We start from the raw sequence: 23,677 nt of genomic DNA, 5'->3' as shown, positions 1-23,677 counted from the left end.
ACGCCGTGGGTGCCCGGTCGTACGACGACGCCCCCGGCGAACTCCGAGGGTTCCCACCGACCTCCACCGGTTCCCACCGAACCCGTACCGCGCAAGGAAGCGACATGACCGAAGCACCGCCGTCCCCCGAAGTCCTCGCCGACAAGCCCGTCCGGCTGGTCGGCCCGGAGCGCGTGCTCTTCGGGCGGCTCCTCTGCCTGCTGACCGGAAGCGAGTTCACCGTCCGCGTCTCGTACGCGGAACGCGTCTTCGAAAGCTCCTCCACAACCGCCTTCGGCGCGTTGACGGACGTGCGTCGCCTGCTCCGGGCCGAGGGACTGCGTCCCGCCGTCGAGGGTGCGCGGCTGGACGTGTATCCGAGCCGCATGGCGTTGGAGATGGGCGGCGGACGGCGTTCCTACCGCCGGCCCCCCGAAGGGCGGCCGTACACCGTGGACACCTTCGACGACGTCGCCGAGGAGGACGACGAGAAGCTGTCCTCCGTCGCCGAGCAGCGGGCCTGGATCGCCGAACGCGTACGGCTGCGCCCCTGACCGGGAGCGTCCGGCGCGGCCGTCCGGGTGGTCTTCGGGGGGTGGGCGTCGGCGGGGCGGGGCGGGCGGGCTTCCGGGGGCACGGATGGAGGGGGCCGGCCCCGCGCGAGGAACCCGTCGCGGTGGGGTCGGCTCGTCCGTGCCGATGTCCGACCCCGTGAGGGAGTTCCCCATGCGCCTGCTCGCACGCGTGGCCACCGCCGCGCTCCTCGCCGTGACCCCCGTGGTGGCCGGTACGGCGTCCGCCGCGGCCCCGGAGCCGACCCCGGCCCCGCTGTTCAAGGCCGCCGACGCGGTGCCCGGCCGGTACATCGTGACCCTGGAGAAGGGGGTGGACGCGGAGGGGGCCGCCCGGGACCTCGGCCTGGAGCCGTCGTTCCTCTACACCTCGGCGCTGAACGGCTTCGCGGCCGCGTTGACCCCGATCCAACTGGCGGCCGTCCGTGACAGTCCGGGCGTGCGGTCGGTCGAGGAGGACGCCGAGGTGCGGTCCGTGCCGCGGCCGTCGTCGGCCGCAGGATCGCGGGCACCGGCCGCCTCGTGGGGGCTGGACCGGATCGACCAGGAGAAGCTCCCGCTGGACGACGATTTCACCGTCCGCGGTACCGGCGCCGGGGTGACCGTGTACGTCCTCGACACGGGCATCGAGCGGGGCCACGCCGAGTTCGGCGGCCGGGTCGGGGCCGGCTTCGACGCGGTCGACGACGGCCTTGAGGGCGAGGACTGCCAGGGCCACGGCACGCACGTCGCGGGCACGGTCGCCGGTCGCACGTACGGGGTCGCCAAGGAGGCGGGCCTGGTGAGCGTGCGGGTCCTGCGGTGCGACGGCTCGGGCACCTACTCGGGGATCGTCGCCGGGCTGGACTGGGTGGCCCGGAACGCCGTCAGGCCGGCCGTGCTCAACGCCTCCCTGGCCGGGGACCGCTCGGAGACCGTCAACAACGCGGCGACCGCGCTGGCCGACGCGGGCGTGCTGCCGGTCGTCGCCGCGGGCAACGCCGGCCGGGACGCCTGCCGGTTCTCGCCCGCCTCCGCGGCGAAGGTCGTCACGGTCGCCGCATCGGACGGGCGGGACGAGCAGCCCGTCTTCTCCGACTTCGGCCCGTGCGTGACCCTCCACGCGCCGGGCACGGACATCGTCTCGGCCCGGCTGGGCGGGGGCGGCGTGGCCCACGACGGTACGTCGATGGCCGCGCCGCACGTCACCGGGGTCGCCGCGCTCTACCTGGCCGAGCACCCCGGGGCGCTGCCGGCGGAGGTCGCGGAGTTCCTCGTCGCCGCGTCCACGAAGGACGTCCTGACCGGCCTCGGCGACGGCAGCCCGAACCGCCTGCTGTTCACCGGCGGGCTCTGAGCCGACGAGCGCCCGTGCGAATCATCCGTACAGGTGCCCGTACGGATCGCCCGTACGCGTGAACTTCCCGGAGCCGGGCCGGCGGCTCACCGCCCCGGCCGGCAGCCCGGAAAGATCCTTTCCGCAGCCGGCGGGGCGGACCCGCTTGGCGGTATCGGACGATCCGCCAGGTAGAGGCCGCCGGCTCAAGGGTTCCGCGGGGCGCACCCGATGAAGGAGAGGGCCGCGACACCGGGAGGCTTTCGCCGGGGACGGACGCGGCTCACCCCGCCGATCCACACGCACTTCAGGGAGTTCCCTTCATGCGTCTGCTTGCCGCGCGCCTCACCACCGCCGCCGTCCTCGCGCTGACCTCCGTGGCGGCCGGTACGGCTTCCGCCGATACGCCGGAGCCGACCCCGGCGCCGCTGATCAGCTCCGCGAACGCCATCCCCGGCAGCTACATCGTCACCCTCGACAAGAAGTTCGACCCGGCGGAGTTCGCGAAGTCCCTCGGGCTGAAGACGAAGTTCTCGTACACCAAGACGATCAACGGCTTCGCCGCGGCCCTGGACGCGAAGCAGCTGAAGGCCGTCCGCGGCGCGTACGGCGTGCAGTCCGTGACGGAGGACGCGAGCGTGGCGGGCCCGCCGGCCCCGGCCAAGGGGGCTCAGACGAAGTCGCCCTCGAACTCGTGGGGTCTGGACCGGATCGACCAGCGGTTCCTGCCGCTCGACAACAACTTCAGCGCGAACCGCAGCGGCCAGGGCGTGACGGCGTACATCCTCGACAGCGGCATCGACTTCAACCACCCGGAGTTCCGTGACGGCCGTGCCCGGCGCGGCTTCGACGCGATGGGTGACGGCCGCAACGGACAGGACTGCAACGGCCACGGCACGCACGTCGCGGGCACGGTCGGCGGTACGACCTTCGGTGTGGCGCGCAAGGTGACCCTGGTCAGCGTCCGTGTCCTCGGGTGCGACAACCGGGGTGCGTGGTCGGGCATCATCGCGGGCTTCGAGTGGGTGGCCCGCAACGCGCAGCAGCCGGCCGTCCTGAACGCCTCCCTGGGCGGTGACCGGCTCGCCGCGGTGAACAACGCCGCGACGGCCGTGTCCGACCGGGGCGTCCTGCCGATCATCGCGGCGGGCAACGACAACAGGAACGCCTGCCAGGCCTCGCCGGGCTCTGCCGATCGCGTGGTGACGGTCGGCGCGACCAACCGCTTCGACGAGGAGACCGACTTCTCGAACTGGGGCACCTGCCTGGACCTCTACGCCCCGGGACAGGACATCATCTCCGCGCGTCTGGGTGGCGGCAGCGTGTCCCTGAACGGCACGTCCATGGCCGCGCCGCACGTCACCGGTGTGGCCGCGCTCTACAAGTCGGAGCACCCGAACGCGCTGCCGGCGGAGGTGACGGACTTCCTGGACGAGGTGTCCACGAAGGACATCGTCCAGAACCTCAGCGACGACAGCCCGAACAAGCTGCTGTTCACCGACGGCCTCTGATCAGCAGGAGCTCAGAGCGCCGCGACGAAGGTCGCCCAGGCCCGTGCGTGGAACACCACGTGCGGGCCTTCGGGCTGCTTGGAGTCCCGGACGGGGACGAGGTGGGGGTGTCCGTCGGCAACTTCGAGGCACTCACCGCCGTCGCCACCGCTGTAGGTGGACTTGCGCCAGGTGGCCATTTCCAGGCAGTCGCCGCCGTCACCGCCGCTGTAAGTCGACTTGTGCCAGACGGCTGCCGACAGGTCGTACTCAGGCTTGCAGGTCATGTTCGTACTCCTCCGCCACCGACTCGATCAAGGCTAGGGACTGGCGCGGGGACAGTGCGCTGGCCGTGAGGAGATCGTAGGTCAGTGTGTGCTGGGAGACCGTGGCCGGATCATCGAACAGCCGGCCCGTACCCATGCCTTGGACGTAGGCCAGCGGAGGGGCGTCGTCGAAGGACATGAGCTTGAGCGAGCCGAGCATGCCCGCGTGGAATCCGGCGCTGAACGGAAGGACTTGGACGATGATGCGGTGCGATCGGATCAGCTTCGCGACGTGGCGCAGGGCGTCGGCCAGGATCTTCGGTTCGTCACCGGAGCGGCGTAGGACTGCCTCGTCGAGGACGCACCAAAACAGAGGGGTTGTTTCGTTGTCGAGGATCGCGGACCTGGCCAGCCGGTTCGTGACCAGCTCGTCCACGGTCTCCTCCGTGGCCGTGGGCTGATACGCGCGGAAAACCGCTCGCGCATACGGCTCCGTCTGGAGCAGCCCCGGAATGATCAGCGGCGCGTACTCCCGAATGACCGTCGCCAGAGCTTCCGCCTCCGCCGCTGCCGCGAAGTGGTCGGGGTACTTGGACTTGGCCGCGGCGCCGCAATTGCGGACGAAGAACCCGCCGGTATCGAGGATCTCGTCGATCTGCTGGGCGAATTCGAGGTGCATGCGGCGCGTGCCGGATTCGAGCTGGCCGATGAACGAGCCGCTGACGAAGAGCAGTTCGCCGAGGTCGGCCTGGCTCAGGCCCTTCCGTTCGCGCGCCACGCGGAGTTCGGCGCCGAGGAGGGCTCGGGGTGAGGAGGAGGGGTCCAGGTTCTTCGGTGGCATGGCAACTCCCGGATCAACATGCGGGGGTGTTGAGGGTCCGCACTTGAAAGGCTAGCCACGGCGTCGCCACGCTGAGTATCGAAGTTGAATACTCAGAGTAGAAAGGTGACATGTCATGGTGCTCACCCCACAGGAGCGCATGCAGGCGGCCGAGGAGGCCGTCCGGCAGTTGAAGGACTCCCTTGCCGGAGTGGGGGTGCTCTTCCCCTCGCTCGACGTGGAACGGGTCTCCGCCGCCGGCTCGTACGGCCTGCCGCTGGTCGATCTCGGGCGCTGCAACCTGGACACCGCGCTGCGACTGGCCGCCGTGCTCCACGAGCGGGCGGGTGGCGACGCGTGAGCGGGACGGTCGACGCCGCCGAGTTCGCGTTCGAGCTCGGCTGGCGGCTGCGCGGGTTGGAGACGGCCCTCGCGCCGCGCGGGGCGCACGGGCCGACGGAGGGGAGCCCGAAGCCGCCACCGCCGCCGGGGTGGCAGCGGTTCACGCTCGTCCACTGCCCGGTGGAGGGCTACCCGGGGTTCGACGACCCCCGCTACGAGGGGCTCCGTACGAGCCCGCCGCAGGGGTGCGTCGCCGAGGACCTCGGCGGCTGCCTGGGGCTGCGGTGCGAGCGGCCGGGCGGCAGGCTGCTGGACGCGGTCGCCGAACTGTGCGCGGAGATCCGTACCGGGCACGGGCTGCTGATGACCGGGCTCGGCATCGACAAGCTGTGGGAGTGGTCCGAGGACGGTACGGACGGCTGGGGCGCGGAGATCGTGGGCCAGCTGCTGCTCATGGCGGCCGAACGCGGCCCGAGGCTCGGGTACGGCGTGGACGACCTCGCCGGGTTCCTGCGGGAGGCCGCCGGAGTCTGACCAGTCGCTTCCGGCGGGCCCGGGCACGAGAGCCCCGCCCCGCGCGGGGCCTTCGCGCGTAACGGACCCGTCACAGAGGGCACATGGGCCACTCCGCGCCGCCACGATGGTCCGATGCGCACCCACCACGCCTTCCTCACCCTGACCACCGCCGCGGGGCTCCTCGTGCTCACCGGATGCGCCGAGGTGGCGCCCGCCGAATCGAAGCCGGCGGCGTTACCGGTCACCGCGAAGCCGTCGGTCACTCACGACCCCGACGCTCTCCGCGCAGCCGCCGGCCTTCCCACCGCGCCCAAGGGCGCCGCCCGGCAGGCCTTCATCGGAGGTCTCGACGCCATCGACCGGGACATCGTCCACGGCAAGGAGGACAAGGCCATCAGCCGGGGCATCGACACCTGCTCCGCCATCAAGAACAACCCCGGCGACCGACCGAAGCAGATCGAGCAGACCGAGCGACGCTGGAGCAGCCCCACTCATCCGGAGGGCCACGGCCTCACCAAGGCCGCCAAGATCCTGGACGTGACCCACAAGAACATCTGTCCGACCTTCTGACCCGGTCGGACCGGTAAGGTCGGTCGGACGACCGATCGGTCGGTACGGGAGGGGGCGGGGGATGTCCGAGCTGGTGCGGGAGCCGGTGCCCGAGCGGGACGGTGCCGAGGCGCAAGCCGCACCGGCGCGGGAGGTCTCCTACGACGACACCGTGCCGGGCACGTTGCTGCTGCTTCCCGCGTTGCTCCTGCTGCGCTTCCTCGGGGAGCACTCCTGGGCGTACTGGACGGCCGCGCTGATCGGCGTCGTCGGAACGGTGATGTGCGGGCTCGGGATCGCGTCGGCGGTCGGCAGCCTGCGGCGGGGGCGGCGCAGGCTGCTCGCGGTCGCCGTCATCGCCCTGCTGGTGGGCGCGTGCGTCGTCTTCGTCGCCCGGCTCGTCGAACACTTCTGAGCGTTCCCGACCTCCGGGCCCGCGTCACGTCGCGGTGGTGGGGACGGCGCGCGCACCGTCCCCACCACCCTTCCCGTCCCGGCGGGCGCTCAGGCCAGGGCGGGTTCCTTCTCCGGGTCGGTCGCGGCGGTCGGGGCGGCCGGGTCCGGGTCGGTGTTGAGTTCGATCAGCATCTGCTTCGTGAAGCCGAAGAAGTACGTGGCGAGGAAGCCGGCGAGGTAGCCGACGGCCAGGCCGCCCGCGTAGACGGCGATGGTGGCGCCCATGCCCGCCTTGCCGTCGAGGAGCGGGAACAGGGCCCAGCCCGACGGGCCGATCGCGGTGGAGCCGACGCCGACGCCGAGCTGGCTGAAGAGGCCGACGAACGCCCCGCCGGCCGCGCCGCCCGCGCAGGCGGTGATGAAGGGGCGGCCCAGCGGCAGGGAGACGCCGTAGATGAGCGGTTCGCCGACGCCCAGGAACCCGGCGGGCAGCGCGGACTTGATGGTGGTGCGCAGCGAACCGTTGCGGGGGAGCCGGAGGTAGACGGCGATGGCCGCGCCGACCTGGCCCGCGCCGGCCATGGCGAGGATGGGCAGCAGGACCGTGTAGCCGGCCTGCTCGATCAAGGTGGTGTGGATCGGGATGAGGGCCTGGTGGAGGCCCAGCATGACCAGCGGGAGGAACAGTCCGCCGAGGACGAGTCCGGCGAAGGCGCCGCCGGTGGCGAGCAACCAGTTGGCGAAGGTGCCGATGGCGGTGGAGACCTCACCGGCGAGGAACATCAGGCCGAAGAGGGTGACGAGCCCGGAGACCAGCACCGTCAGGGTCGGGGTGACGAGGACGTCCAGGGCCTCGGGGACCCACTTGCGGCACCACTTCTCCACCTGGACGGCGAGCAGGGCCGCGGCGAGCGCGCCGAGGACGCCGCCCTGCCCGGGGGACAGCTGCTGCCCGAACGCGTCGATCTTCGCGACACCGGGGAAGACGATGATCGCGGCGACCGCGCCGCCGAGGATCGCGGTGCCCCCGAACTCCTTCGCGGTGTTGTAGCCGACGAAGACGGCGATCAGCGACATGAACCCGGAGGCCATCGCGGCGAGTGCCGGGACGAGCGCGGGCAGCCAACCCAGGTTGGTGAGCATGCCGTTCAGGCCCGCGATGATGCCGCAGCCGATGAGGGCCGGGATCAGCGGGACGAAGATGTTCGCGATGCGCCGCAGGAACAGCTTGAAGGGGGTGGAGTTCTTCGCCTTCCGGGCGTCCTTGAGCGCTTCGCCCTGCGCCGCGAGTTCCTCGGCGGTGACGGCCTTCGGGGCCGCCGAGCGCCCCTCCTCTACGAGCGCCTCGAACTCGGGCGTGACGCGGGCGACGGTGCCCGGGCCGAGGACGATCTGGTACGTGTCGTCCTCGACGACGCCCATGACCGCGGGGACCGCCTTGAGGGCCTCCTCCTGCACGAGGGTGCGGTCGCGCAGGCCGATGCGCAGGCGGGTCATGCAGTGCGCGATGGAGGTGATGTTGTCCGGACCGCCGACCAGAGGAAGGATCGCGGCGGCTGTGGCGCGGTTCTTGTCAGTGGACATGGTGGTGTCGCCTTGCGTAGGGGGTGCGGGCGGGTCAGCGGGAGCCGGTGGCGGTGGAGGGTTCGGCCGAGGCCGGGGCCGCGGTCGGGGTTTCGGTCGTGGCTTCGGCGAGGGCGGCCCGGAGGTGGCCGTCGGAGGCGGTGAGCAGGCGGCCGGCGGCGGGGCCGTCGACGCCGCCCAGGATGACGAGGATGGCGTTCTTCACCTCGCCGTCGGTGGCGGCGAGCGCGGCCTCGATCTCCTCGTCGGGGGCGCCGGTGGCCAGGGACACGATGCGGCGGGAGCGGGCGCGCAGCTTCTCGTTGGAGGCGCGGACGTCGACCATGAGGTTCCCGTACGTCTTGCCGAGCCGGATCATCGTCACCGTCGAGATGAGGTTCAGCACGAGCTTCTGCGCGGTGCCCGCCTTCAGCCGGGTCGAGCCGGTCAGCAGCTCGGGGCCGACGACGACCTCGATGCCGTGCTCGGCGGCGGCGGCGAGCGCGGAACCGGCGTTGCAGGACAGCCCGACGGTGAGCGCGCCGCGGGCGCGGGCGGACTCGACGGCGCCGATCGCGTACGGGGTGCGGCCGGAGGCGGAGATCCCGATGACGGTGTCGTCCGGGCCGATGCCCAGAGCGGTCAGGTCCTCGGCGGCCAGTTCCGCGGAGTCCTCGGCGCCCTCGACGGCCTTGACCATGGCGGAGGGGCCGCCCGCGATGAGGCCGACGACCTGCGCCGGGTCGGTGTTGAAGGTGGGCGGGCACTCGCTGGCGTCCAGGACGCCCATCCGACCGGCGGTGCCGGCGCCCGCGTAGACGAGCCGGCCGCCGCGGGCCATGCGTGCGGCGATCCCGTCGACGGCGGCGGCGATCACCTCCAGCTGCCCCGCCACGGCGGCCGGGACGGTGGCGTCCTCGGCGTTCATGATGCGGGTGATCTCCAGGGTGGACAGCCGGTCGATCTCGGCGAGCTCGGGGCGGAACGCCTCGGTGGTGAGCGTGTCGAGCTGGGCGCGGAGGGCGGCGTACGCGGTCATGGGCGGGGCTCCTGGCGGGTCGTGCGCCTGCTGGTGGGGGCGGTGGCGGAGTGGCGGGGGGCGAGGGCCTCGTAGGAGGCGGCAAGGGCGGGCGCGGCGGTCTCGTACGTCCGCTGCGCGACGCCGACGAACAGGCAGTCGACGACGAGCAGCTGGCTGGTCCGGCTCGACATGGCGGCCGGGCGCAGCTGCGTCTCGCGGGCGGCGGAGGTGGCGAGGACGAAGTCGGCGTAGTGCGCGACGGGGCTGCCGGGGCGGCCGGTGACGGCGATGGTCGTCGCGCCGTGCGCGAAGGCGTGCCGCAGCGGTTCGATGACGTCGCCGGTGGTGCCGGAGTGGGTGATGGCGACGGCGACGTCCCCGGGGCGCAGCAGGACGGCGTTGGTGACGGCGAGGTGCGGGTCGTTGTGGGCGTGCGCGACGAGACCGATGCGCAGCAGCTTCTGCGCCAGGTCCTGGCCGACGAGCGCGGAGGCGCCGACGCCGTAGATGTCGATGCGGCGGGCGGTCGCGAGGGCGCCGACGGCGCCGGACAGCTGCGTCAGGTCGAGCCCGGCGGCGGTGTCGGCGAGGGTCTGCGCCTCCTCGTGCGCCAACTTGGCGACGACGTCGGCGAGGGGGTCGTCGACGGCTATGTCGACGGTGACCGCCGGGGCCGCGCCCGACTCCTGCTGCGCGGCGAGCGCGGCGAGCGCGAGGCGCAGGTCGCGGTAGCCGGGGTAGCCGAGGAGGCGGGCGGTGCGGACGACGGTGGCCTCGCTGGTGCCGGTGTGCTCGGCGAGGGCGGAGACGGTGAGCTGGGCGCAGCCGGCCGGGTCGGAGGCCACGGCTTCGGCGACGGCCTGCATGGAGCGGGTCATGGACGGGCCGAGGCTGCGCACGCGGGCGCGGAGGGCGGCGGGGGCGGGGGGTGTCGGCGCGGGGTGGGCGCCGGCCGCGGGGGGCGTGACCGCGTCGGGGGCGGCTTCCGTCGAGGGGTTCGCCGCCGCGGCGGGGTCCGCTGCCGCCGGGGGGGCCGCCCGCACGTCCCTGCAAGTTTCTTTCGCGTTCTTGCTCACGCCTGAAATCTATTTTCAGACGCGGGGGCGGGTCAAGACGCCATGGGGCCCGAGTCGGGAGGGACTTCGGGTACCGGCGAAAGGGACCTTCGCCACCCGGGGCGCACAGGTCCACAATGAGCCCATGGACACCGCGACCCCCCTGGAACAGGCGCTGCACGTCGCCCGCGCACTCGTTCTCGCCGATCTCGCCGCAGGTGAGGTCGCCGATGCCGACGTCGTCTCCCTCGTCGAGGACTCGGTCACGCACCGCCGGTGGTGGGTGGAGCAGTGGCCGGAGGGCGTCGATTACCTCGCCGGACTCGTCGCGCAGGACGTGAAGGACGCCCTGCTGGAGAAGTACGGCCGCTGGCCGCTGTGCCCCGTCTGCGGGCACGGTGAACCGCACGCGCTGGACGTCGAGCCCGAGCTGGGGCCCGATCCGCACTGGGTGTGCTCGGAGGCGGGAGTGCGGGTGGCGGCGGTGGGCGGACTCGGCCCCGTCCTCCACCCGGGCCGGTGAGCCGCCCGTGACGGTCTACATCGACCCGCCGGTCTGGCCCGGGCACGGCCGCATGTGGTCGCACCTGGTCAGCGACGTCTCGTACGAGGAACTGCACGCCTTCGCGGCGTCCATCGGCTGCCCGCCCCGCGCCTTCGAACGGGACCACTACGACGTCCCCTCGCACCGCTACGCCGACGCCGTCGGCGCGGGCGCGGTGGAGATCGGCAGCAAGGAACTCGTCCGCCGACTCACGGACGCGGGCCTGCGCCGCCCGAAGGGCCGTCCGTTCTGAGGGAACCGCGGGGGCGGCGGCCGGATCAGGTGTGGGTGGCGCCCGCGGTCTCGGCGGCGCCCGAGGCCCCGGCGGGAGACGCGGCCTCGGCGGGCGATCCGGTTGCGGCCGGTCGTGAGCCGCCGACCACGCGGGTGCCGGGCTGCGGGGTGCGGCGGTCCAGGCGCAGGGCCGCGACGGCCAGACCGATGGCCGTGACCGTCATCGCGGCCCCGGCCCAGGCGGTCGCGGAGAACCCGTAGCCTGCGTCGATGACGGTGCCGCCGAGCCAGGGGCCGCCCGTGTTGCCCAGGTTGAACGCGGCGGTGGTCGTGGCCCCGGCGAGGGTGGGGGCGGCGCCCGCGACGTTGAACATGCGGGCGTTGAGCGCGGGGGCGGTGAAGAACGCCGAGACGCCCATCAGGAACGACAGCGCCACGGCCGCGACCTGCACGGACGCCAGCAGGGCCAGCGCCGTGAGGAAGACCGTCGACGCGGTGATGCCCCAGATCATCACCCCGAAGAGGTGCGCGTCGGCGACCCGCCCGCCGATGGCGGTGCCGATCAGCGCGCCCACGCCGAACAGGCCCAGGATCCACGGAACCCACTTCGAGTCCAGCCCGGCCACGTCCGTGAGCAGCGGCGACAGGTAGCTGAAGGCGCAGAAGATGCCGCCCGCGGCCAGCGCCGTCACACCGATCGACAGCCACACCTGACGGTCGCGGTAGATGCGCAGCTCACGACGGAGACGGGGCTTCTCGTCGGGCAGCGGGATCCGCGGGATCAGCGCCAGGATCCCGACCAGGGCGACGGCGGAGGCCGCGCCGACCGACCAGAACGCGGAACGCCAGCCGAGGTGCTCGCCGAGGAAGGCGCCCGCGGGGACGCCGAGGACGTTGGCGATGGACAGGCCGCCGATCATGACGGCCATCGCGCGGGCCCGCTGGTCCTTGTCGACCATGGCGATGGCGACGGCCGCGCCGACGGCCCAGAAGCCGGCGCAGGCGAGCGCCGACACCACGCGGGAGGCGAAGAGCAGCCCGTACGAGGGGGCCAGCGCGCCCGCGACCTGCCCGAGGCCGAAGAGGATGATCAGCGCGATGAGGGTGGTGCGGCGCGGCAGCCGCAGGGTGGCGACGGCCAGCAGCGGGGCGCCGACGACCATGCCGATCGCGAAGGCGGATATGAGCAGGCCGGCCTGCGGGATGGTGACGCCCATGTCCGCGGCGATCGGTGGCAGGAGCCCCGAGAGCATGAACTCGCTGGTGCCGAGCGCGAAGACGGACAGGCCGAGGACGTACACGGCGACGGGCATGCGGGGGCGTGCGGACGAGGCTGCGGGCATGACATACACAAACCCGCCCTTAGCGGGGCGCATTCCCGTGTGACGGTCCGTATGTCAGGTCGGGACGTTCGTCCCGTCAGGTCGGGTCCTTCGGCCCTTCGGGGGTGGTGGGGGCGGTGTCGCCGGTGGGGGTGGTGGGGGTGGTGGTGGTGCCGGGCGTCGGCGTCGGTGTCGTGAGGGCCGTGAGTTCCCGGGTCAGGTTCCGGCGGGCGGGGGCCTCCCAGTGGGTGGCGCCGTACGGGGTCCGGAAGAGGCGGGGCAGGTCCAGCAGCTGGCCCAGCACGGCGGCGCGGCCGGCCCGGAAGGCCTCGTCGGGGACGAAGCCGTACTCCGAGCGGACCGCGGCGGCGTAACCGGCGTAGGCGGCCGGACTGCCGGCGAGGACGGCGAGGTCGGCGTCGCAGAGGGCCTCGCCGTTGGTGTCGTCGGGGGCCGGGTCGTGGGTCACGGTCAGCCGGACCAGTCGGGCCGTCTCGGCGGTCCGGGCCGGATCGACGCCGAGCTCGGCGAGGGCCCGCTCGGCGAGGACCGCGCTGCGCTCCTCGTTCTCGGAGCGGTCGGGCCGGTAGACGGCGTCGTGGAACCAGGCGGCGAGCTCGGTGGCGGCCGGGTCTGCGGCGTGCGTCGTCAGCGCGTCGAGGTGGGAGAGGACGTCGGCGAGGTGGTCGGTGGTGTGGTACCTGCGCTGTGGCTCCGCCCAGGCGGTGAGGAGGCGGTCGGCGTAGGGCTCGGGGTCGACGGCGGGGTCCGCGCCGGCGGCGAGGAGGGTGGCGCGGAAGCGGGTGCGGAGGTCGGTGTCGCGGGTCGTGGTGGCGGGGGTCGGAGTGGCGGGGCGCGTGGCGTCGGGGGTCGCGGCGTCGGCGGTCCCGGCGGTCCCGGCGGTCCCGGCGTCGGCCGGGAGGGTCGGGGAGGCGGTGGTGCCGCTCGTGGTGTCGGCGTGCTCGGGGTCCGTGTTCATGCGCACATTGTGGGGGTGGCGTGATTGTGCTGGTGGAGCGAGGGCGGGGCCCCGTACCCTGCATATTGGACTAGACCTATTTTCCATATCGGTCCGGCCCGGGCCATACGCGCAGTTTTCCGATTTCCGAATCCGAGATCCGAAGGATGGGACGACATGAGCAACCGTGCGCTCCTGGAGGTGATCGCCCTCGACGTGGAGGACGCGGTCGCCGCCCAGGAAGGTGGGGCGGACCGACTCGAACTGGTCACGGACATCGCCGCCGACGGGCTCACCCCGTCGCGCGAGACGTTCGCGGCGGTCAGGGCGGCGGTCGACATCCCGCTGCGCGTGATGCTCCGCAGGACGGACGGGTTCGCAGCCGGGGACCTGGCCGGTCTGGTGGAAACGGCGCGGGGGCTGCGGGCGGAGGGTGCGGACGAGTTCGTGCTCGGGTTCCTGGACGCGGAGGGCGGGCCTGACCTGGCCGCCGTCGAGGCGGTGGTGGCCGAGCTCGACGGCTGCCGGTGGACCTTCCACCGGGCGATCGACCGGGCGCCGGACCGGGACCAGCTGCGGAAGGCGCTCGCGGAGCTGCCCGGGCTGGACACGTACCTGACCGCCGGGTCGGCGGGCGGGGTCGACGAGGGGATGCCGGTGCTGCTCGCGGAGGCGGCGAGGGCGGCGGAGCCGGGGTACCGGGCGCGCATCCTGGTCGGCGGGGGGCTGGCCCTGCGCCACCTGCCGGAGCTCCGGGCGGCGGGCATCGACGCCTTCCACATCGGCGGCGCGGCCCGCCCGTCGGGCTGGGACGGGCCGGTGTCGGCGGCGGCGGTGGCGGAGTGGCGGGGGGCGTTGGGGTAGGGGGGACGGGGTGCGGGGCGGGTGCTTCGGCCGGTGCCGGTGCCGGTGCGGTGGCTGGGGGTGGGGCGGGGCCGGTGCCGGGGTGGGGTGTCGTCCGGGACGGGCATGATTTATGGCGCCCCGTCCGGGGCTGCGTTGGCGGAGCGGCACCGCGCGCCAACAAATCACGTTTGAGTCCCGGCCGACACCCCACCCCGTCCCCGACCCCGCCCCGCGGCATCACAGTCCGTTCGGGCCTGCCCATCCAGCCCCGCCGGCCTCGCCGGCGTTTGAGGCGCGGGGGTCCGGGGCGGAGCCCCGGGGGCTGCACCGGGACCCCGGTCGCGCCATCCGGCGCCGCCGGCGCTTGAGGCGCGGGACGGTCAGGTTCGGGTGGGGGTCAGGGCTTCGGGGAGGGGGGCCGCGTGGAGGGTCGTGAGGCCCGAGACGGCTCGGGTGAGGCAGACGTACAGGCGGCGCAGCCCGGTCCGTTCGTCCGGCTCGCCGCTCACGACGGCGGCCGGCTCGTCGAGCACGACGTAGTCGTACTCCAGACCCTTCGCCAGCGACGCCGGCACCAGCGTCAGCCGCGACCGCGCCGTCGTCTCCTCGCCGGGCGACAGGTACGGGAGGCCCGCCTCCAGGAGGGCCCGTCCCAGGTCGGGGATCCGCGCGTCGGCCGCGATCAGGCCGATCGAGCCCTCGTGCGCGAGGGAGGCCCGGCAGGCGTCGATCACCGCGGGGGTGAGGCCGTCCGCGTCCGTGACCTCCGTGACCGTCAGGGAGCCGGGGGTCTCGCGGACCGAGGAGACCGGGGCCAGGCCGGGGGAGATGGCCGGCAGCAGCCGGGAGGCGTAGGCGATGACCTCGCGCGGTACGCGGAAGCCCGCCGTGAGTTCCTCCAGGACCGCTTCCGGCTTGCCCAGGTGGGTGAGGGCCTCGTCCCAGCTGCGGGTGGCCCAGGGAGTGGTGCCCTGCGCGAGGTCGCCGAGGACCGTCGCCGAGCCCGTCGTGCAGCGGCGGCCCACGGCCCGGTACTGCATCGGGGACAGGTCCTGCGCCTCGTCGAGGACGACGTGACCCAGGGAGTGCGTACGTTCCACCAGGTCGGCGGCCTCGTCGATGAGGACGAGGTCCGCCGGGGACCACTTCGCCGACTTCACGCCGCGGTACGGCTTGGGCCACAGCAGGAGCTTCTGCTCGTCGGCGGTGAGGACGCCCTCGGCGTGGACCGCGAGGAACTCCGGGTCGGACAGCAGGCGCAGCACCAGCTTGGCCGGCTCCACGGGCGGCCAGATCTCCTTGACGGCGGCCTTCACGGCGGCGTTGCGCGCCACCGCGTCCTGCACGCGGTCGTCGGGGGCCTCGCCCGCCTGCTCCATGCGGACGAGGATCTGGTGGGCGATCCGCTGCGGCAGCGCCTCGCGGGCCGCGCCGTAGCGGATGTCGCGCCGCTGGAGCTCCTCGACGATCTCCGCGAGCTCGTACGCCGGGACCCGCCAGCGGCGCGAGCCGCGCACCACCATCAGGGGCTCGGTGGGCGGGCTGACGTGCGAGCGGACGGCGTCGCGCAGCACGCGGGCCATGCGGGCGTCGCCCTTGACGACGGCCGTCGCGGCCTCGTCGGTGCCGCGCGCCTCCAGCCCCGGGCGGGCGACCAGGTCGTCGACGGTGGCCTGCTTGACCTCCAGCTCGCCCAGGGCCGGCAGGACCTGCTCGATGTAGTGGAGGAAGGAACGGTTCGGCCCGATGACGAGGGTGCCGGTGCGGGCGAGCCGGTCGCGGTGGGCGTACAGGAGGTACGCGACGCGGTGCAGGCCGACGGCCGTCTTCCCGGTGCCGGGCCCCCCTTGTACGCAGACGGATCCGGACAGGCCGGAGCGGACGATCTCGTCCTGCTCCGGTTGGATCGTCGCGACGATGTCGCGCATGGGGCCCACGCGGGGGCGCTCGATCTCCTGCTGGAGGAGCTTGCTGACGGCGGCCGCCTCGGCGGGGTCGGAGAGGTGCTCGTCCTCGTACGCGGTCAGTTCGCCGCCCGTGTAGCCGAAGCGGCGGCGCAGGGAAACGTCCTGCGGGTCGGCCTTGGAGGCGCGGTAGAACGGTTGGGAGACGGGCGCGCGCCAGTCGATGACCATCGGGTCGCCGTCGGCGTCGTGGACGTGGCGGCGGCCGATGTAGAACTGCTCGCCCTCCGCGCCCTCGGCCAGTTCGGCGCCGGGGGCGTGCAGGTAGTCGAGGCGGCCGAAGAAGAGCGGGGTGTGGGAGAGGTCGGCGAGGGCCTTGATCCGGTCGTCGATCTGCGCCTGGAGGACGATGGCGTTGACCCAGTTCGCGGTGACGTCGCGGATGTCGAGGGCCTCGACGTCCTCGCGCATCGCGCGGAGGGCGGAGCGGGAGGCGGCCAGGTGGGACCGTTCGCGGGCGAGCGGGTCGGATTCGGGGGCGTGCGCGGGCACGGGACTGCCTCCAGCTGCTGGTAAGGAACTGATGTCCGCCGGTTTCCGAGCGGCGGACGGCTCTCCCCGATGAGGCGGCGGGAGGCGGCAAGAGCGGAGATTCTAGTCACCGTGCCCGCGTCGCGCGAACGGATTACGGGGGTGCGGGTCGGCGGGCGGCGGGGGCTCCGTACGGGTGCGGACGCGTGTCATACGGGGGAGTGTCAGACCTGGGAGGGGCCCCCTAGGGGGCGGGGTGGGTCGTGAGGAGGACCGGGGGAGCCCGGATGTTCCCTCTGCGGGGCGATGTGCCGGCGGGCGGGAAAACGCACCATGGATACATGAGCACCGCAACCTTCACCCCGATCCAGGGCGGCCGCCCGAGCGGCGCCACCGCCACCTCCGACCATCGCTCCCGCTACCGCGTGGGCGACGTCCTGCGCGCCGCGAAGGTCTTCGCCGCGACCGCCGTGAGCGTTGTCGTCCTGGGCGAATACGCGGAGGACGCCGGCGTCATACGTCGCTGACCGGGCCGCCGCCGACCGAGGTGGTGCGGCTCGGGCGTGGCCGGATCCCGGCTGCACCCGGTCGCTGATCCACTAGGGTCACGCGCGTGACCCGGAGCTCCGATCCCGCCCGCTCGCCGTCGCCCCTTGCCGGTCTGCTGGTCACGGGCTCGCTGCTGGTCCTGGGCGTGCTGTGCATCGCCCTGCGCCTACCCATGGCCGAGGCGCTCGTCCACGGCATTTCCGCCGCCGAGTGGCATCCGCCCGCCGCTTATCCGCCGTTCGCGGCGATCCTCTTCACGCCGGCCGCGTGGCTGCCGTCCGGGGTGCTGAAGCTCGTGCTCCTCCTCGGCAACGCCGCCCTGCTCGCCCTGCTGATCCTGCTTTCCTGCCGCCTCGTGGGACTGCGGGGCCGGACCGGACCGGTGCTGGCCGCCACCATCGGTGGGCTGTGGCTGGAGCCGCTGTTCCAGAGCCCGTTGTCCGGGCAGATCAACCTGGCGCTGGCCTGCCTGGCCGTCTGGGACCTGGGCCGGGCGCGCGGAGCACTGGGCAAGGGCTTCGCGTTGGGCACCGCCGCCGGGATCACCCTGACGCCGGCGGTCTTCATCCCGTACCTGCTGCTCACCGGCCGGGTCCGGGCCGGGCTCACCGCCCTGGCCGGATTCACCGTGACGGCTCTGCTCGGGCTGCTGGTACTCCCGCAGGCCTCCGCCGACTTCTGGGCCCGCCACCTCCCCGGCGCCGGCAGCGACCTGCTGCTCCACTGGCCCCACCTGTGGGTGTGGACCGTACCGCTGCTGACCTGCGTCGCCGGAGCCCTCCTACGCCGCCACCGAGCCCGCACCGCCCAACGCGCCGTCCCCGGGACCGCCCAAGTTCCGGAGTGCGGCCCGGCCCCGGATTCCGTCCTGGCCCCGGACCCCGCGCCGACCCCGGATTCCGCGTCGGCCCCGGTTCCGGCCCCGAAGCCCGCCCGGGATGCCGTCCCGGGTCCGGGCCCGGTGCCGGGTTCCGGTCTGCGGTGTGGCTCCGCCTCCGCGTCCGACGGGGTGTCGGCCGGGACCCGGTGACGGAGGGGCGGGACGTGGCCGGGCCGGGCGTGGGGGCGCCGGGGGCGGTCAGCCGTCGGCGAGGAGTTCGTCGGCGTCCAGGATGCGGTAGGCGTAGCCCTGCTCGGCGAGGAAGCGCTGACGGTGGGCGGCGAAGTCCTGGTCGATCGTGTCGCGTGCGACGACCGAGTAGAACCGCGCCTCGTGCCCGTCCGCCTTCGGACGCAGCACCCGGCCGAGACGCTGCGCCTCCTCCTGGCGGGAGCCGAACGTGCCGGACACCTGAATGGCGACCGTGGCCTCGGGCAGGTCGATGGAGAAGTTCGCGACCTTCGAGACGACCAGCACGCTGATCTCGCCCTCACGGAACGCGTTGAAGAGCTTCTCGCGCTGCGCGTTGGACGTCTCGCCCTTGATGACGGGCGCGTCCAGGTGTTCGCCGAGCTCGTCGAGCTGGTCGATGTACTGCCCGATGACCAGCGTCTGCTCGCCCTGATGCTTGCGCACCAGCGCCTCGGTGACCTTCCGCTTCGTGGCCGTCGTCGCGCAGAAGCGGTACTTCTCCTCCGTCTCGGCGGTCGCGTACGCGAGCCGCTCCGACTCGGTGAGGTTGACCCGGACCTCGACGCAGTCCGCCGGCGCGATGTAGCCCTGCGCCTCGATCTCCTTCCACGGCGCGTCGAAGCGCTTCGGCCCGATGAGGGAGAAGACGTCGGACTCGCGGCCGTCCTCACGGACGAGGGTCGCCGTCAGACCGAGCCGGCGGCGGGCCTGCAGGTCGGCGGTGAACTTGAAGACCGGGGCGGGCAGCAGGTGGACCTCGTCGTAGAGGATCAGGCCCCAGTCCCGGGAGTCGAACAGCTCCAGGTGCGGGTAGACGCCCTTCCGCTTGGTCGTCAGGACCTGGTACGTGGCGATCGTGACGGGCCGGATCTCCTTGCGGGTGCCGGAGTACTCGCCGATCTCCTCCTCCGTCAGAGACGTCCGCTTGACCAGCTCGTGCTTCCACTGGCGGGCCGAGACGGTGTTGGTGACGAGGATGAGCGTGGTCGCCCGCGCCTTGGCCATGGCACCGGCGCCGACCAGGGTCTTGCCCGCGCCGCAGGGCAGTACGACCACACCCGAACCGCCGTGCCAGAACCCCTCGACGGCCTGCTGCTGGTAGGGGCGCAGCGCCCAGCCGTCCTCGACGAGGTCGATCGGGTGGGCCTCGCCGTCGACGTACCCGGCGAGGTCCTCGGCGGGCCAGCCCAGCTTGAGCAGGGTCTGCTTGATCTGCCCGCGCTCGGAGGGGTGCACGGCGACGGTGTCGGGGTCGAGCCGGGCGCCGACCAGCGGCGCGACCTTCTTGGACCGCAGGATCTCCTCCAGCACCGGACGGTCGGTGCTGGTCAGGACCAGCCCGTGCACGGGGTGCTTGGAGAGGGTGAGGCGGCCGTAGCGGGCCATGGTCTCGGCGACGTCGACGAGGAGCGCGTGCGGGACGGGGTAACGGGAGAACTCGACGAGCGCGTCGACGACCTGCTCGGCGTCGTGGCCGGCGGCCCGCGCGTTCCACAGGCCGAGCGGGGTGATCCGGTAGGTGTGGATGTGCTCGGGAGCCCGCTCAAGCTCGGCGAACGGGGCGATGGCGCGGCGCGCGGCCCCGGCGAGCTCGTGGTCTACCTCCAGGAGGAGGGTCTTGTCGCTCTGGACGATGAGTGGGCCTGAGTTCACGGGAGCACCTTTCCGTTCGGCCAAACCTCCAGTGTGCCGCATGGCCAGGGGTTTCAGGGTGGTGAGGGAGACGGAGCCGGGCCGGCGAGAGCGCCGCCGGCCGGCGAAAACGGGCTGACACCGTGCTCGGGCGTGCGTACGTTCCGGGTATGGATGACGATCAGCGGGGACTCGGGTTCGTACCGGACGGCTTCGAGGTGCCGCGCGCCTTCGCCGGGGACGGGTTCCGGCTGGAGCCCCTCGGGCCGCAGCACAACGAACGGGACCTCGCCGCCTGGAGCGGCAGCATCGAGCACGTCCGCGCCACCTGCGGATTCACCGGCGGCTGGCCGCCGGCGGAGGGCATGGGGGCGGAGGCGAACCTCGTCGACCTGGAGCGGCACGCGCGGGACTTCGAGGAGCGGCGCGGGTTCACGTACAGCGTGCTGGAGGGCGCGGACGAGGTCATCGGCTGTCTGTACGTGTACCCCGCCAAGTCGGAGCCGGGGCGGGTGCGGGTCAGCTCCTGGGTACGGGCCGACCGGGCCCACCTGGACGGGCTCGTCCGCGAGGCGGTGAGCCGCTGGCTGCGGGAGGCGTGGCCGTTCGACGCGGAGCGGATCGACTACGCGGGGGTATGAGGCGGGGTCGGGGCCGGCGGGGTCGGCGGGTGGGGTCGGGGCGGTCGGTCAGGCGCCGAGGTGGGGGAGGGGGCCCGCCGGGTACGGGGTCTCGGCGGGCAGGAGGGCGCGGGCGTCCTCGTCGTGGCCGGACCGGATCAGGGCGTGGAGCCGCCGGGCCAAGGGGGTGACGTCGCGGATGGAGACCGTCCACTCGTCGGCGTAGGCGCGGGAGGCGGGGCCGGACAGGCCCAGCTGAAGGGATCGGTGGGGCAGCGGATTCAGGTGCAGGTCCCGCTCCGGGTCCCACTGGACGCGCGCGGGGGCGGCTGCCAGGGACTGCCGCCAGGTCTCGCGGTCCGGGTGGATGCCGGGCGCGTAGTGCGAGAGGCAGGCCTCGGACAGGGCCCGGTCGAAGCCCTCGCGGGTGATCTCGATCGCCAGAACCGTCTCCTGGTCGGCCTTGGTGGCCCAGCCGCAGCGGTACATCATCCACAGGAACGACGGCTTGACCCACGTCATGCGGTCGCGCTTCCAGGCGGGAGGGAAGCGGTTGTCGCGGGCGGCGGGGGTGGCCAGGTGGGGGGAGTAGGCCTGGTACACCGTCACGGTGGTGGGGGTGTGGGTGGCGCGGATCCGGTGGGGCGGGGGTGCGGGGGGTGTGGGGCGTGCGGTGGGCATGCCGTTCACCCTGCCGGGTCGGGGGGCTTTGCGGCCAGCGGGTTTTCGGGCCGTGCGGGTCCCTCCGGGGGTGGGTGGTGCCGCTGCGCGGGGCGTGTCCCCGCCCCGCCCTTCCTCCGTTCCCCGGGCTGCGCCCGGACCCCGTGCGCGTGCGACGCCGTTGCGGGGGGCCCCGCCCCCGGACCCCCGCGCCTCAAGCGCCGGCGGGGCTGGATTCGGGGCCGGTGGGGCTGGGTTGGGTGTGCCGGGCGTCGGGATGGGCCCCGCTCCCGGACCCCCGCGCCTCAAACGCCGGCGGGGCTGGATTCGGGGCCGGTGGGGCTTGGTTGGGGCCGGTGGGGTCGGGTTGTCAGACCTGGTCCTCCGCCAGTTCCGCTACGCCCGTGATGCGGTGGAGGGGGTACGTGCGGACTTCGTCCGCCGTGTGGTCGTAGCCGGTGACGAAGCCGCCCTCCACGCGGACCGGGGCGATGACGCGTTGGCTGGCCGCGCCGTCGGCGTTGACGTAGCCGATCCAGACCGCCGAGCCCGTCAGGGCGGCGGCCTGGACCGTTGCCAGGGTTTCCGCCGCGCTGGTGCGCGGGAGTTCGCCGGGCGCCGCCGTCGGGGAGTCCGTCGTCGACGCGGGTTCCTTGCGGACCGCCGTGGCCGCGAGGTCGCCGGCGCGGATGGCCCGTACCGCCGCGCCCAGCAGCGTGGCGTCGGGGACCGGCGGCCCGTCGGGGACCGGGACCGGTGCCGAGCGGGCCGGGGTGCGGTGGGCGTCGGACCGTGCCACCAGGACGTCGCCGGTACGGGACTCCGCGGCCGGGGCGTAACCCATCGCCCGCAACCCGTCGAGCAGCGCCCCCGGTTCGGCCTGCGCGGCCAGGACGGTCGGCGCGAGGCGGCGCAGCCCGAGTCCGGCGGACCGCTTGTCGGCGAGGATCTCGTTCAGCATGCCGTCGTCGTCGCAGCGCACGTACGAGGAGGCCGCGCCGACGCGCAGGTGCCCGTGCCGTCTCGCCACGTCGTCGATGAGGTACGAGAGCGGCTGCGGTACGGGGGTGCGGCTGTGCTCGGCGAGGAAGGCGTGCAGGTCGACGGCGGTGTGCCCGGCGTCCAGGGCCCGGCGCACGGAGCCGGGGGTGAAGCGGTACACGGTCGCCCCGCCCTTGGACTCGACGTCCGCGAGCACGGCCAGGGTGTCGCCGAGCGGGCGGCGCAGCGGGCCGGGCGCGACCGCCGTAAGGTCGGCCTGGAGCAGGACGTGGTCGACCGGCTCGGGCAGCAGCGGGGCCAGCGGCGGCGCCGGATCCCGGTGCTCCAGCAGGGCGCGGCCGAACGCGCTGATCGCGCCGCGGCCGGTGACGCCGAGGACCTCCGCCTCGGTCAGCGTCCAGTGCGCGAGGCGGGCCCGCAGGTCGCTGGTGCCGCGTACGGGACGTTCCCAGGCGAGCCGGTCGAGCAGTGCGTCCGGGTCGGGGGAACCGCCCTCGGGGAGTTCGGCGATGAGGCCCAGGACGCGGCGGCGCACCTCGGGCGCCGCCGACCGGTCGAGTTCCGGTCCGAGCGTCGACAGGGTGCGTCCCTTGGCGTCCTGCTCGCCGACGAGCCCGGCGGTCCGGGTGGCCGGCAGCCAGGCCGCGGCGAGCACCGACCAGCGTTCGGCGGGCGGCAGTTCGCACCAGCCGTCGAAGGCCGGGGTCGGCGCGTACCGTTCGTCGGCCTCCCCGTCACTGGCCAGGAGCCCGGCCGCGTAGGCGAGTTCGATCCAGAACGCCGCCGAGGGTTCGGTGGTGTCCAGCGCGGTCGCCGCCCGCTTCAGGTCCCGTACGGCGAGCCCGCCCGCCCGCAGGACGGCCGGCCCGGCGTGTTCCCAGGACTTCACGAGTTCCTCGACGGTGGCCACGGCGGCCAGTGCCTGGCCGGCCGCGTTCGCGTCCACAAGCTGTGGACGGTGCTCGCGGCGCGCGCCGACCGTCGGCGGCAGCGGGGCCGTCGACCGGTGTGCCAGCCCGCCGCGCAGGTGCAGCGCGACCTCGCGGGGCAGTACGACCGTCCGAGCCGAGGCGGGCAGCAGCAGACCCCGGTCGCGCAGCCAGCGCACCGGCGCGGTCGGCTGCGGGGTCACCTCCCCGTACGGCGGCCCCCACACGAGCCGCCCGAGGACCTGGTGGGCCTCGGCGGGGGCCTCGTCCAGCAGCGCCGACATCCGTTCCTGGTCGGTGAACAGGCCGGTCAGGGCGGTCACGGCGGACACCGCGTCGTGGGTCGCGGGCAGCCCGAGGGCCGCCACGATCTCCTGGATCCGCGTCGGTGACATGCCGGCCGTCGCCTCGGACACCGTCGGTCCGAGACCCGTCGGGGAGGGGCGTTGCGCGGACGGCGCGAGCAGTTCCCGGGCGGTGCGCACCAGTCGGAGCCGGTCCTCGTCGCCCCACACCAGGGCCTGGTCGCGCAGTGTGCCGAGGGCCCGCGGCAGCTCGGCGCGGGCGGCCTCGTTCTCGCCGCCCGTCAGCAGGGACTCCAGCACCGGGTACGGGCACGGGTCGGGTGCCACGGCGAGGGCCTCCGCCGTCTGGAGGGCGAACCGGTCCAGGCGGTCCAGGGCGCGCACGACCGACGCGCGGGTCCCGGCGCGGGTGGCGAGCTGGGTGACGTCGCCGGGCACCGGGTTCAGCAGGTCGGGCCGCGCGTGCAACAGGGCGGCGAGCCCCACGTCGTCACGGGCGCGCAGCGCCTCGGCGAGGGAGCGCGGGGCATTTCCCGCAGCGGTGCTTGCCTCGGGCACGGTGGTCGCCTCCTGGTCGCGCCGGCCGGTCCGTCGGCCGGTCCCCATCCGGTCAACGGTATCCGTTGCGCCGACGACCGCTCCACGGGCGCACGCGCTACCTTCGGGGCAGGCGGGACGTGAGGAG

At 73.7% G+C, this 23,677-nt stretch carries 24 protein-coding genes; 13 read left to right on the top strand and 11 right to left on the bottom strand.

The annotated features are described in order from the left end of the window. Positions 1-104 precede the first annotated feature (104 nt). The 3 genes from ACFVS6_RS18645 (at position 105) to ACFVS6_RS18635 (ending at position 3,377) form a co-directional block, all read left to right on the top strand. Complete coding sequence (locus tag ACFVS6_RS18645) at positions 105-533, top strand: hypothetical protein (protein WP_389705002.1); 429 nt, start codon at positions 105-107, stop codon at positions 531-533. A gap of 172 nt (positions 534-705) precedes the next feature. After that, positions 706-1,887 (top strand): S8 family peptidase, encoded by a 1,182-nt coding sequence (locus ACFVS6_RS18640; protein ID WP_389705000.1) that lies wholly within the window; start codon positions 706-708, stop codon positions 1,885-1,887. Positions 1,888-2,189: 302 nt separating this feature from the next. Then, positions 2,190-3,377, top strand: coding sequence for a S8 family serine peptidase (locus ACFVS6_RS18635; RefSeq protein ID WP_389704999.1), 1,188 nt, complete (start codon positions 2,190-2,192; stop codon positions 3,375-3,377). Positions 3,378-3,388: 11 nt separating this feature from the next. Here ACFVS6_RS18635 and ACFVS6_RS18630 read toward each other — a convergent pair whose 3' ends face one another. Continuing rightward, complete coding sequence (locus ACFVS6_RS18630) at positions 3,389-3,643, bottom strand: DUF397 domain-containing protein (RefSeq protein ID WP_389704997.1); 255 nt, start codon at positions 3,641-3,643, stop codon at positions 3,389-3,391. Beyond that, positions 3,627-4,463 (bottom strand): Scr1 family TA system antitoxin-like transcriptional regulator, encoded by an 837-nt coding sequence (locus ACFVS6_RS18625; protein WP_389704996.1) that lies wholly within the window; start codon positions 4,461-4,463, stop codon positions 3,627-3,629. Before ACFVS6_RS18625 ends, ACFVS6_RS18630 begins: the two co-directional genes overlap by 17 nt. 115 nt (positions 4,464-4,578) lie before the next feature. Here ACFVS6_RS18625 and ACFVS6_RS18620 point away from each other — a divergent pair, with 115 nt between their 5' ends. From ACFVS6_RS18620 to ACFVS6_RS18605, 4 genes are all read left to right on the top strand, one after another. Next, positions 4,579-4,803 (top strand): hypothetical protein, encoded by a 225-nt coding sequence (locus tag ACFVS6_RS18620; RefSeq protein WP_389704994.1) that lies wholly within the window; start codon positions 4,579-4,581, stop codon positions 4,801-4,803. Beyond that, positions 4,800-5,318 (top strand): amidase, encoded by a 519-nt coding sequence (locus ACFVS6_RS18615; RefSeq protein WP_389704992.1) that lies wholly within the window; start codon positions 4,800-4,802, stop codon positions 5,316-5,318. Before ACFVS6_RS18620 ends, ACFVS6_RS18615 begins: the two co-directional genes overlap by 4 nt. Positions 5,319-5,432: 114 nt before the next feature. After that, positions 5,433-5,870, top strand: coding sequence for a hypothetical protein (locus ACFVS6_RS18610; protein ID WP_389704990.1), 438 nt, complete (start codon positions 5,433-5,435; stop codon positions 5,868-5,870). 61 nt (positions 5,871-5,931) lie between these two features. Continuing rightward, a complete protein-coding gene (locus ACFVS6_RS18605) occupies positions 5,932-6,264 on the top strand; it encodes a hypothetical protein (RefSeq protein ID WP_389704989.1) in 333 nt (110 codons plus the stop codon). Positions 6,265-6,353: 89 nt separating this feature from the next. Here ACFVS6_RS18605 and ACFVS6_RS18600 read toward each other — a convergent pair whose 3' ends face one another. From ACFVS6_RS18600 to ACFVS6_RS18590, 3 genes are read right to left on the bottom strand one after another with little or no spacing between them, the layout of a single operon-like run. Continuing rightward, positions 6,354-7,829 carry a PTS transporter subunit EIIC gene (locus ACFVS6_RS18600; RefSeq protein ID WP_389704987.1) on the bottom strand — a complete coding sequence of 492 codons (1,476 nt, stop codon included), beginning with the start codon at positions 7,827-7,829 and terminating at the stop codon, positions 6,354-6,356. 34 nt (positions 7,830-7,863) lie between these two features. Next, a complete protein-coding gene (gene murQ, locus ACFVS6_RS18595) occupies positions 7,864-8,847 on the bottom strand; it encodes an N-acetylmuramic acid 6-phosphate etherase (RefSeq protein WP_389704985.1) in 984 nt (327 codons plus the stop codon). Continuing rightward, positions 8,844-9,728, bottom strand: a complete 885-nt coding sequence (locus ACFVS6_RS18590) for a MurR/RpiR family transcriptional regulator (protein ID WP_389705159.1) — start codon at positions 9,726-9,728, stop codon at positions 8,844-8,846. The genes murQ and ACFVS6_RS18590 overlap by 4 nt, the downstream gene beginning before the upstream one ends. Before the next feature lie 301 nt (positions 9,729-10,029). On the opposite strand from ACFVS6_RS18590, the gene ACFVS6_RS18585 reads away from it, so the two are divergent. Then, positions 10,030-10,407, top strand: coding sequence for a hypothetical protein (locus tag ACFVS6_RS18585; RefSeq protein ID WP_389704983.1), 378 nt, complete (start codon positions 10,030-10,032; stop codon positions 10,405-10,407). A gap of 7 nt (positions 10,408-10,414) precedes the next feature. Further along, positions 10,415-10,681 carry a DUF4031 domain-containing protein gene (locus ACFVS6_RS18580; protein WP_385578318.1) on the top strand — a complete coding sequence of 89 codons (267 nt, stop codon included), beginning with the start codon at positions 10,415-10,417 and terminating at the stop codon, positions 10,679-10,681. Positions 10,682-10,706: 25 nt separating this feature from the next. Here ACFVS6_RS18580 and ACFVS6_RS18575 read toward each other — a convergent pair whose 3' ends face one another. Beyond that, positions 10,707-11,975 carry a Cmx/CmrA family chloramphenicol efflux MFS transporter gene (locus tag ACFVS6_RS18575; protein ID WP_389705157.1) on the bottom strand — a complete coding sequence of 423 codons (1,269 nt, stop codon included), beginning with the start codon at positions 11,973-11,975 and terminating at the stop codon, positions 10,707-10,709. A 106-nt stretch (positions 11,976-12,081) separates the two neighbouring features. Then, positions 12,082-12,963 (bottom strand): hypothetical protein, encoded by an 882-nt coding sequence (locus ACFVS6_RS18570; RefSeq protein WP_389704981.1) that lies wholly within the window; start codon positions 12,961-12,963, stop codon positions 12,082-12,084. A 156-nt stretch (positions 12,964-13,119) separates the two neighbouring features. Here ACFVS6_RS18570 and ACFVS6_RS18565 point away from each other — a divergent pair, with 156 nt between their 5' ends. Next, complete coding sequence (locus tag ACFVS6_RS18565; RefSeq protein WP_389704979.1) at positions 13,120-13,806, top strand: copper homeostasis protein CutC; 687 nt, start codon at positions 13,120-13,122, stop codon at positions 13,804-13,806. A gap of 362 nt (positions 13,807-14,168) precedes the next feature. Here the strand turns inward: ACFVS6_RS18565 and ACFVS6_RS18560 are convergent, their stop codons facing one another. Continuing rightward, positions 14,169-16,244 (bottom strand): HelD family protein, encoded by a 2,076-nt coding sequence (locus ACFVS6_RS18560; protein WP_389704977.1) that lies wholly within the window; start codon positions 16,242-16,244, stop codon positions 14,169-14,171. Positions 16,245-16,564: 320 nt separating this feature from the next. On the opposite strand from ACFVS6_RS18560, the gene ACFVS6_RS18555 reads away from it, so the two are divergent. After that, a complete protein-coding gene (locus ACFVS6_RS18555) occupies positions 16,565-16,750 on the top strand; it encodes a hypothetical protein (RefSeq protein WP_362876706.1) in 186 nt (61 codons plus the stop codon). An 86-nt stretch (positions 16,751-16,836) separates the two neighbouring features. Beyond that, complete coding sequence (locus ACFVS6_RS18550; RefSeq protein ID WP_389704975.1) at positions 16,837-17,802, top strand: glycosyltransferase 87 family protein; 966 nt, start codon at positions 16,837-16,839, stop codon at positions 17,800-17,802. A gap of 48 nt (positions 17,803-17,850) precedes the next feature. On the opposite strand, the gene ACFVS6_RS18545 is transcribed toward ACFVS6_RS18550, so the two are convergent. After that, positions 17,851-19,497 carry a DNA repair helicase XPB gene (locus ACFVS6_RS18545; RefSeq protein WP_389704973.1) on the bottom strand — a complete coding sequence of 549 codons (1,647 nt, stop codon included), beginning with the start codon at positions 19,495-19,497 and terminating at the stop codon, positions 17,851-17,853. A 149-nt stretch (positions 19,498-19,646) separates the two neighbouring features. Between ACFVS6_RS18545 and ACFVS6_RS18540 the strand changes: the two genes are divergently transcribed. Continuing rightward, positions 19,647-20,117, top strand: a complete 471-nt coding sequence (locus ACFVS6_RS18540) for a GNAT family N-acetyltransferase (protein WP_389704971.1) — start codon at positions 19,647-19,649, stop codon at positions 20,115-20,117. A 48-nt stretch (positions 20,118-20,165) separates the two neighbouring features. On the opposite strand, the gene ACFVS6_RS18535 is transcribed toward ACFVS6_RS18540, so the two are convergent. After that, the gene (locus ACFVS6_RS18535; protein WP_389704970.1) at positions 20,166-20,777 is read right to left on the bottom strand and encodes a DUF4291 domain-containing protein; all 612 of its coding nucleotides are present in this window, start codon (positions 20,775-20,777) and stop codon (positions 20,166-20,168) included. Positions 20,778-21,126: 349 nt separating this feature from the next. After that, positions 21,127-23,598 carry a helicase C-terminal domain-containing protein gene (locus tag ACFVS6_RS18530; protein WP_389704968.1) on the bottom strand — a complete coding sequence of 824 codons (2,472 nt, stop codon included), beginning with the start codon at positions 23,596-23,598 and terminating at the stop codon, positions 21,127-21,129. Positions 23,599-23,677 lie beyond the last annotated feature (79 nt).

The sequence above is a fragment of the Streptomyces sp. NPDC057939 genome, assembly GCF_042887545.1.
Classification (GTDB): Bacteria; Actinomycetota; Actinomycetes; order Streptomycetales; family Streptomycetaceae; genus Streptomyces.
Note: the sequence above shows the minus strand (reverse complement) of the source record. Positions and strands in the feature narration are given on the sequence as shown.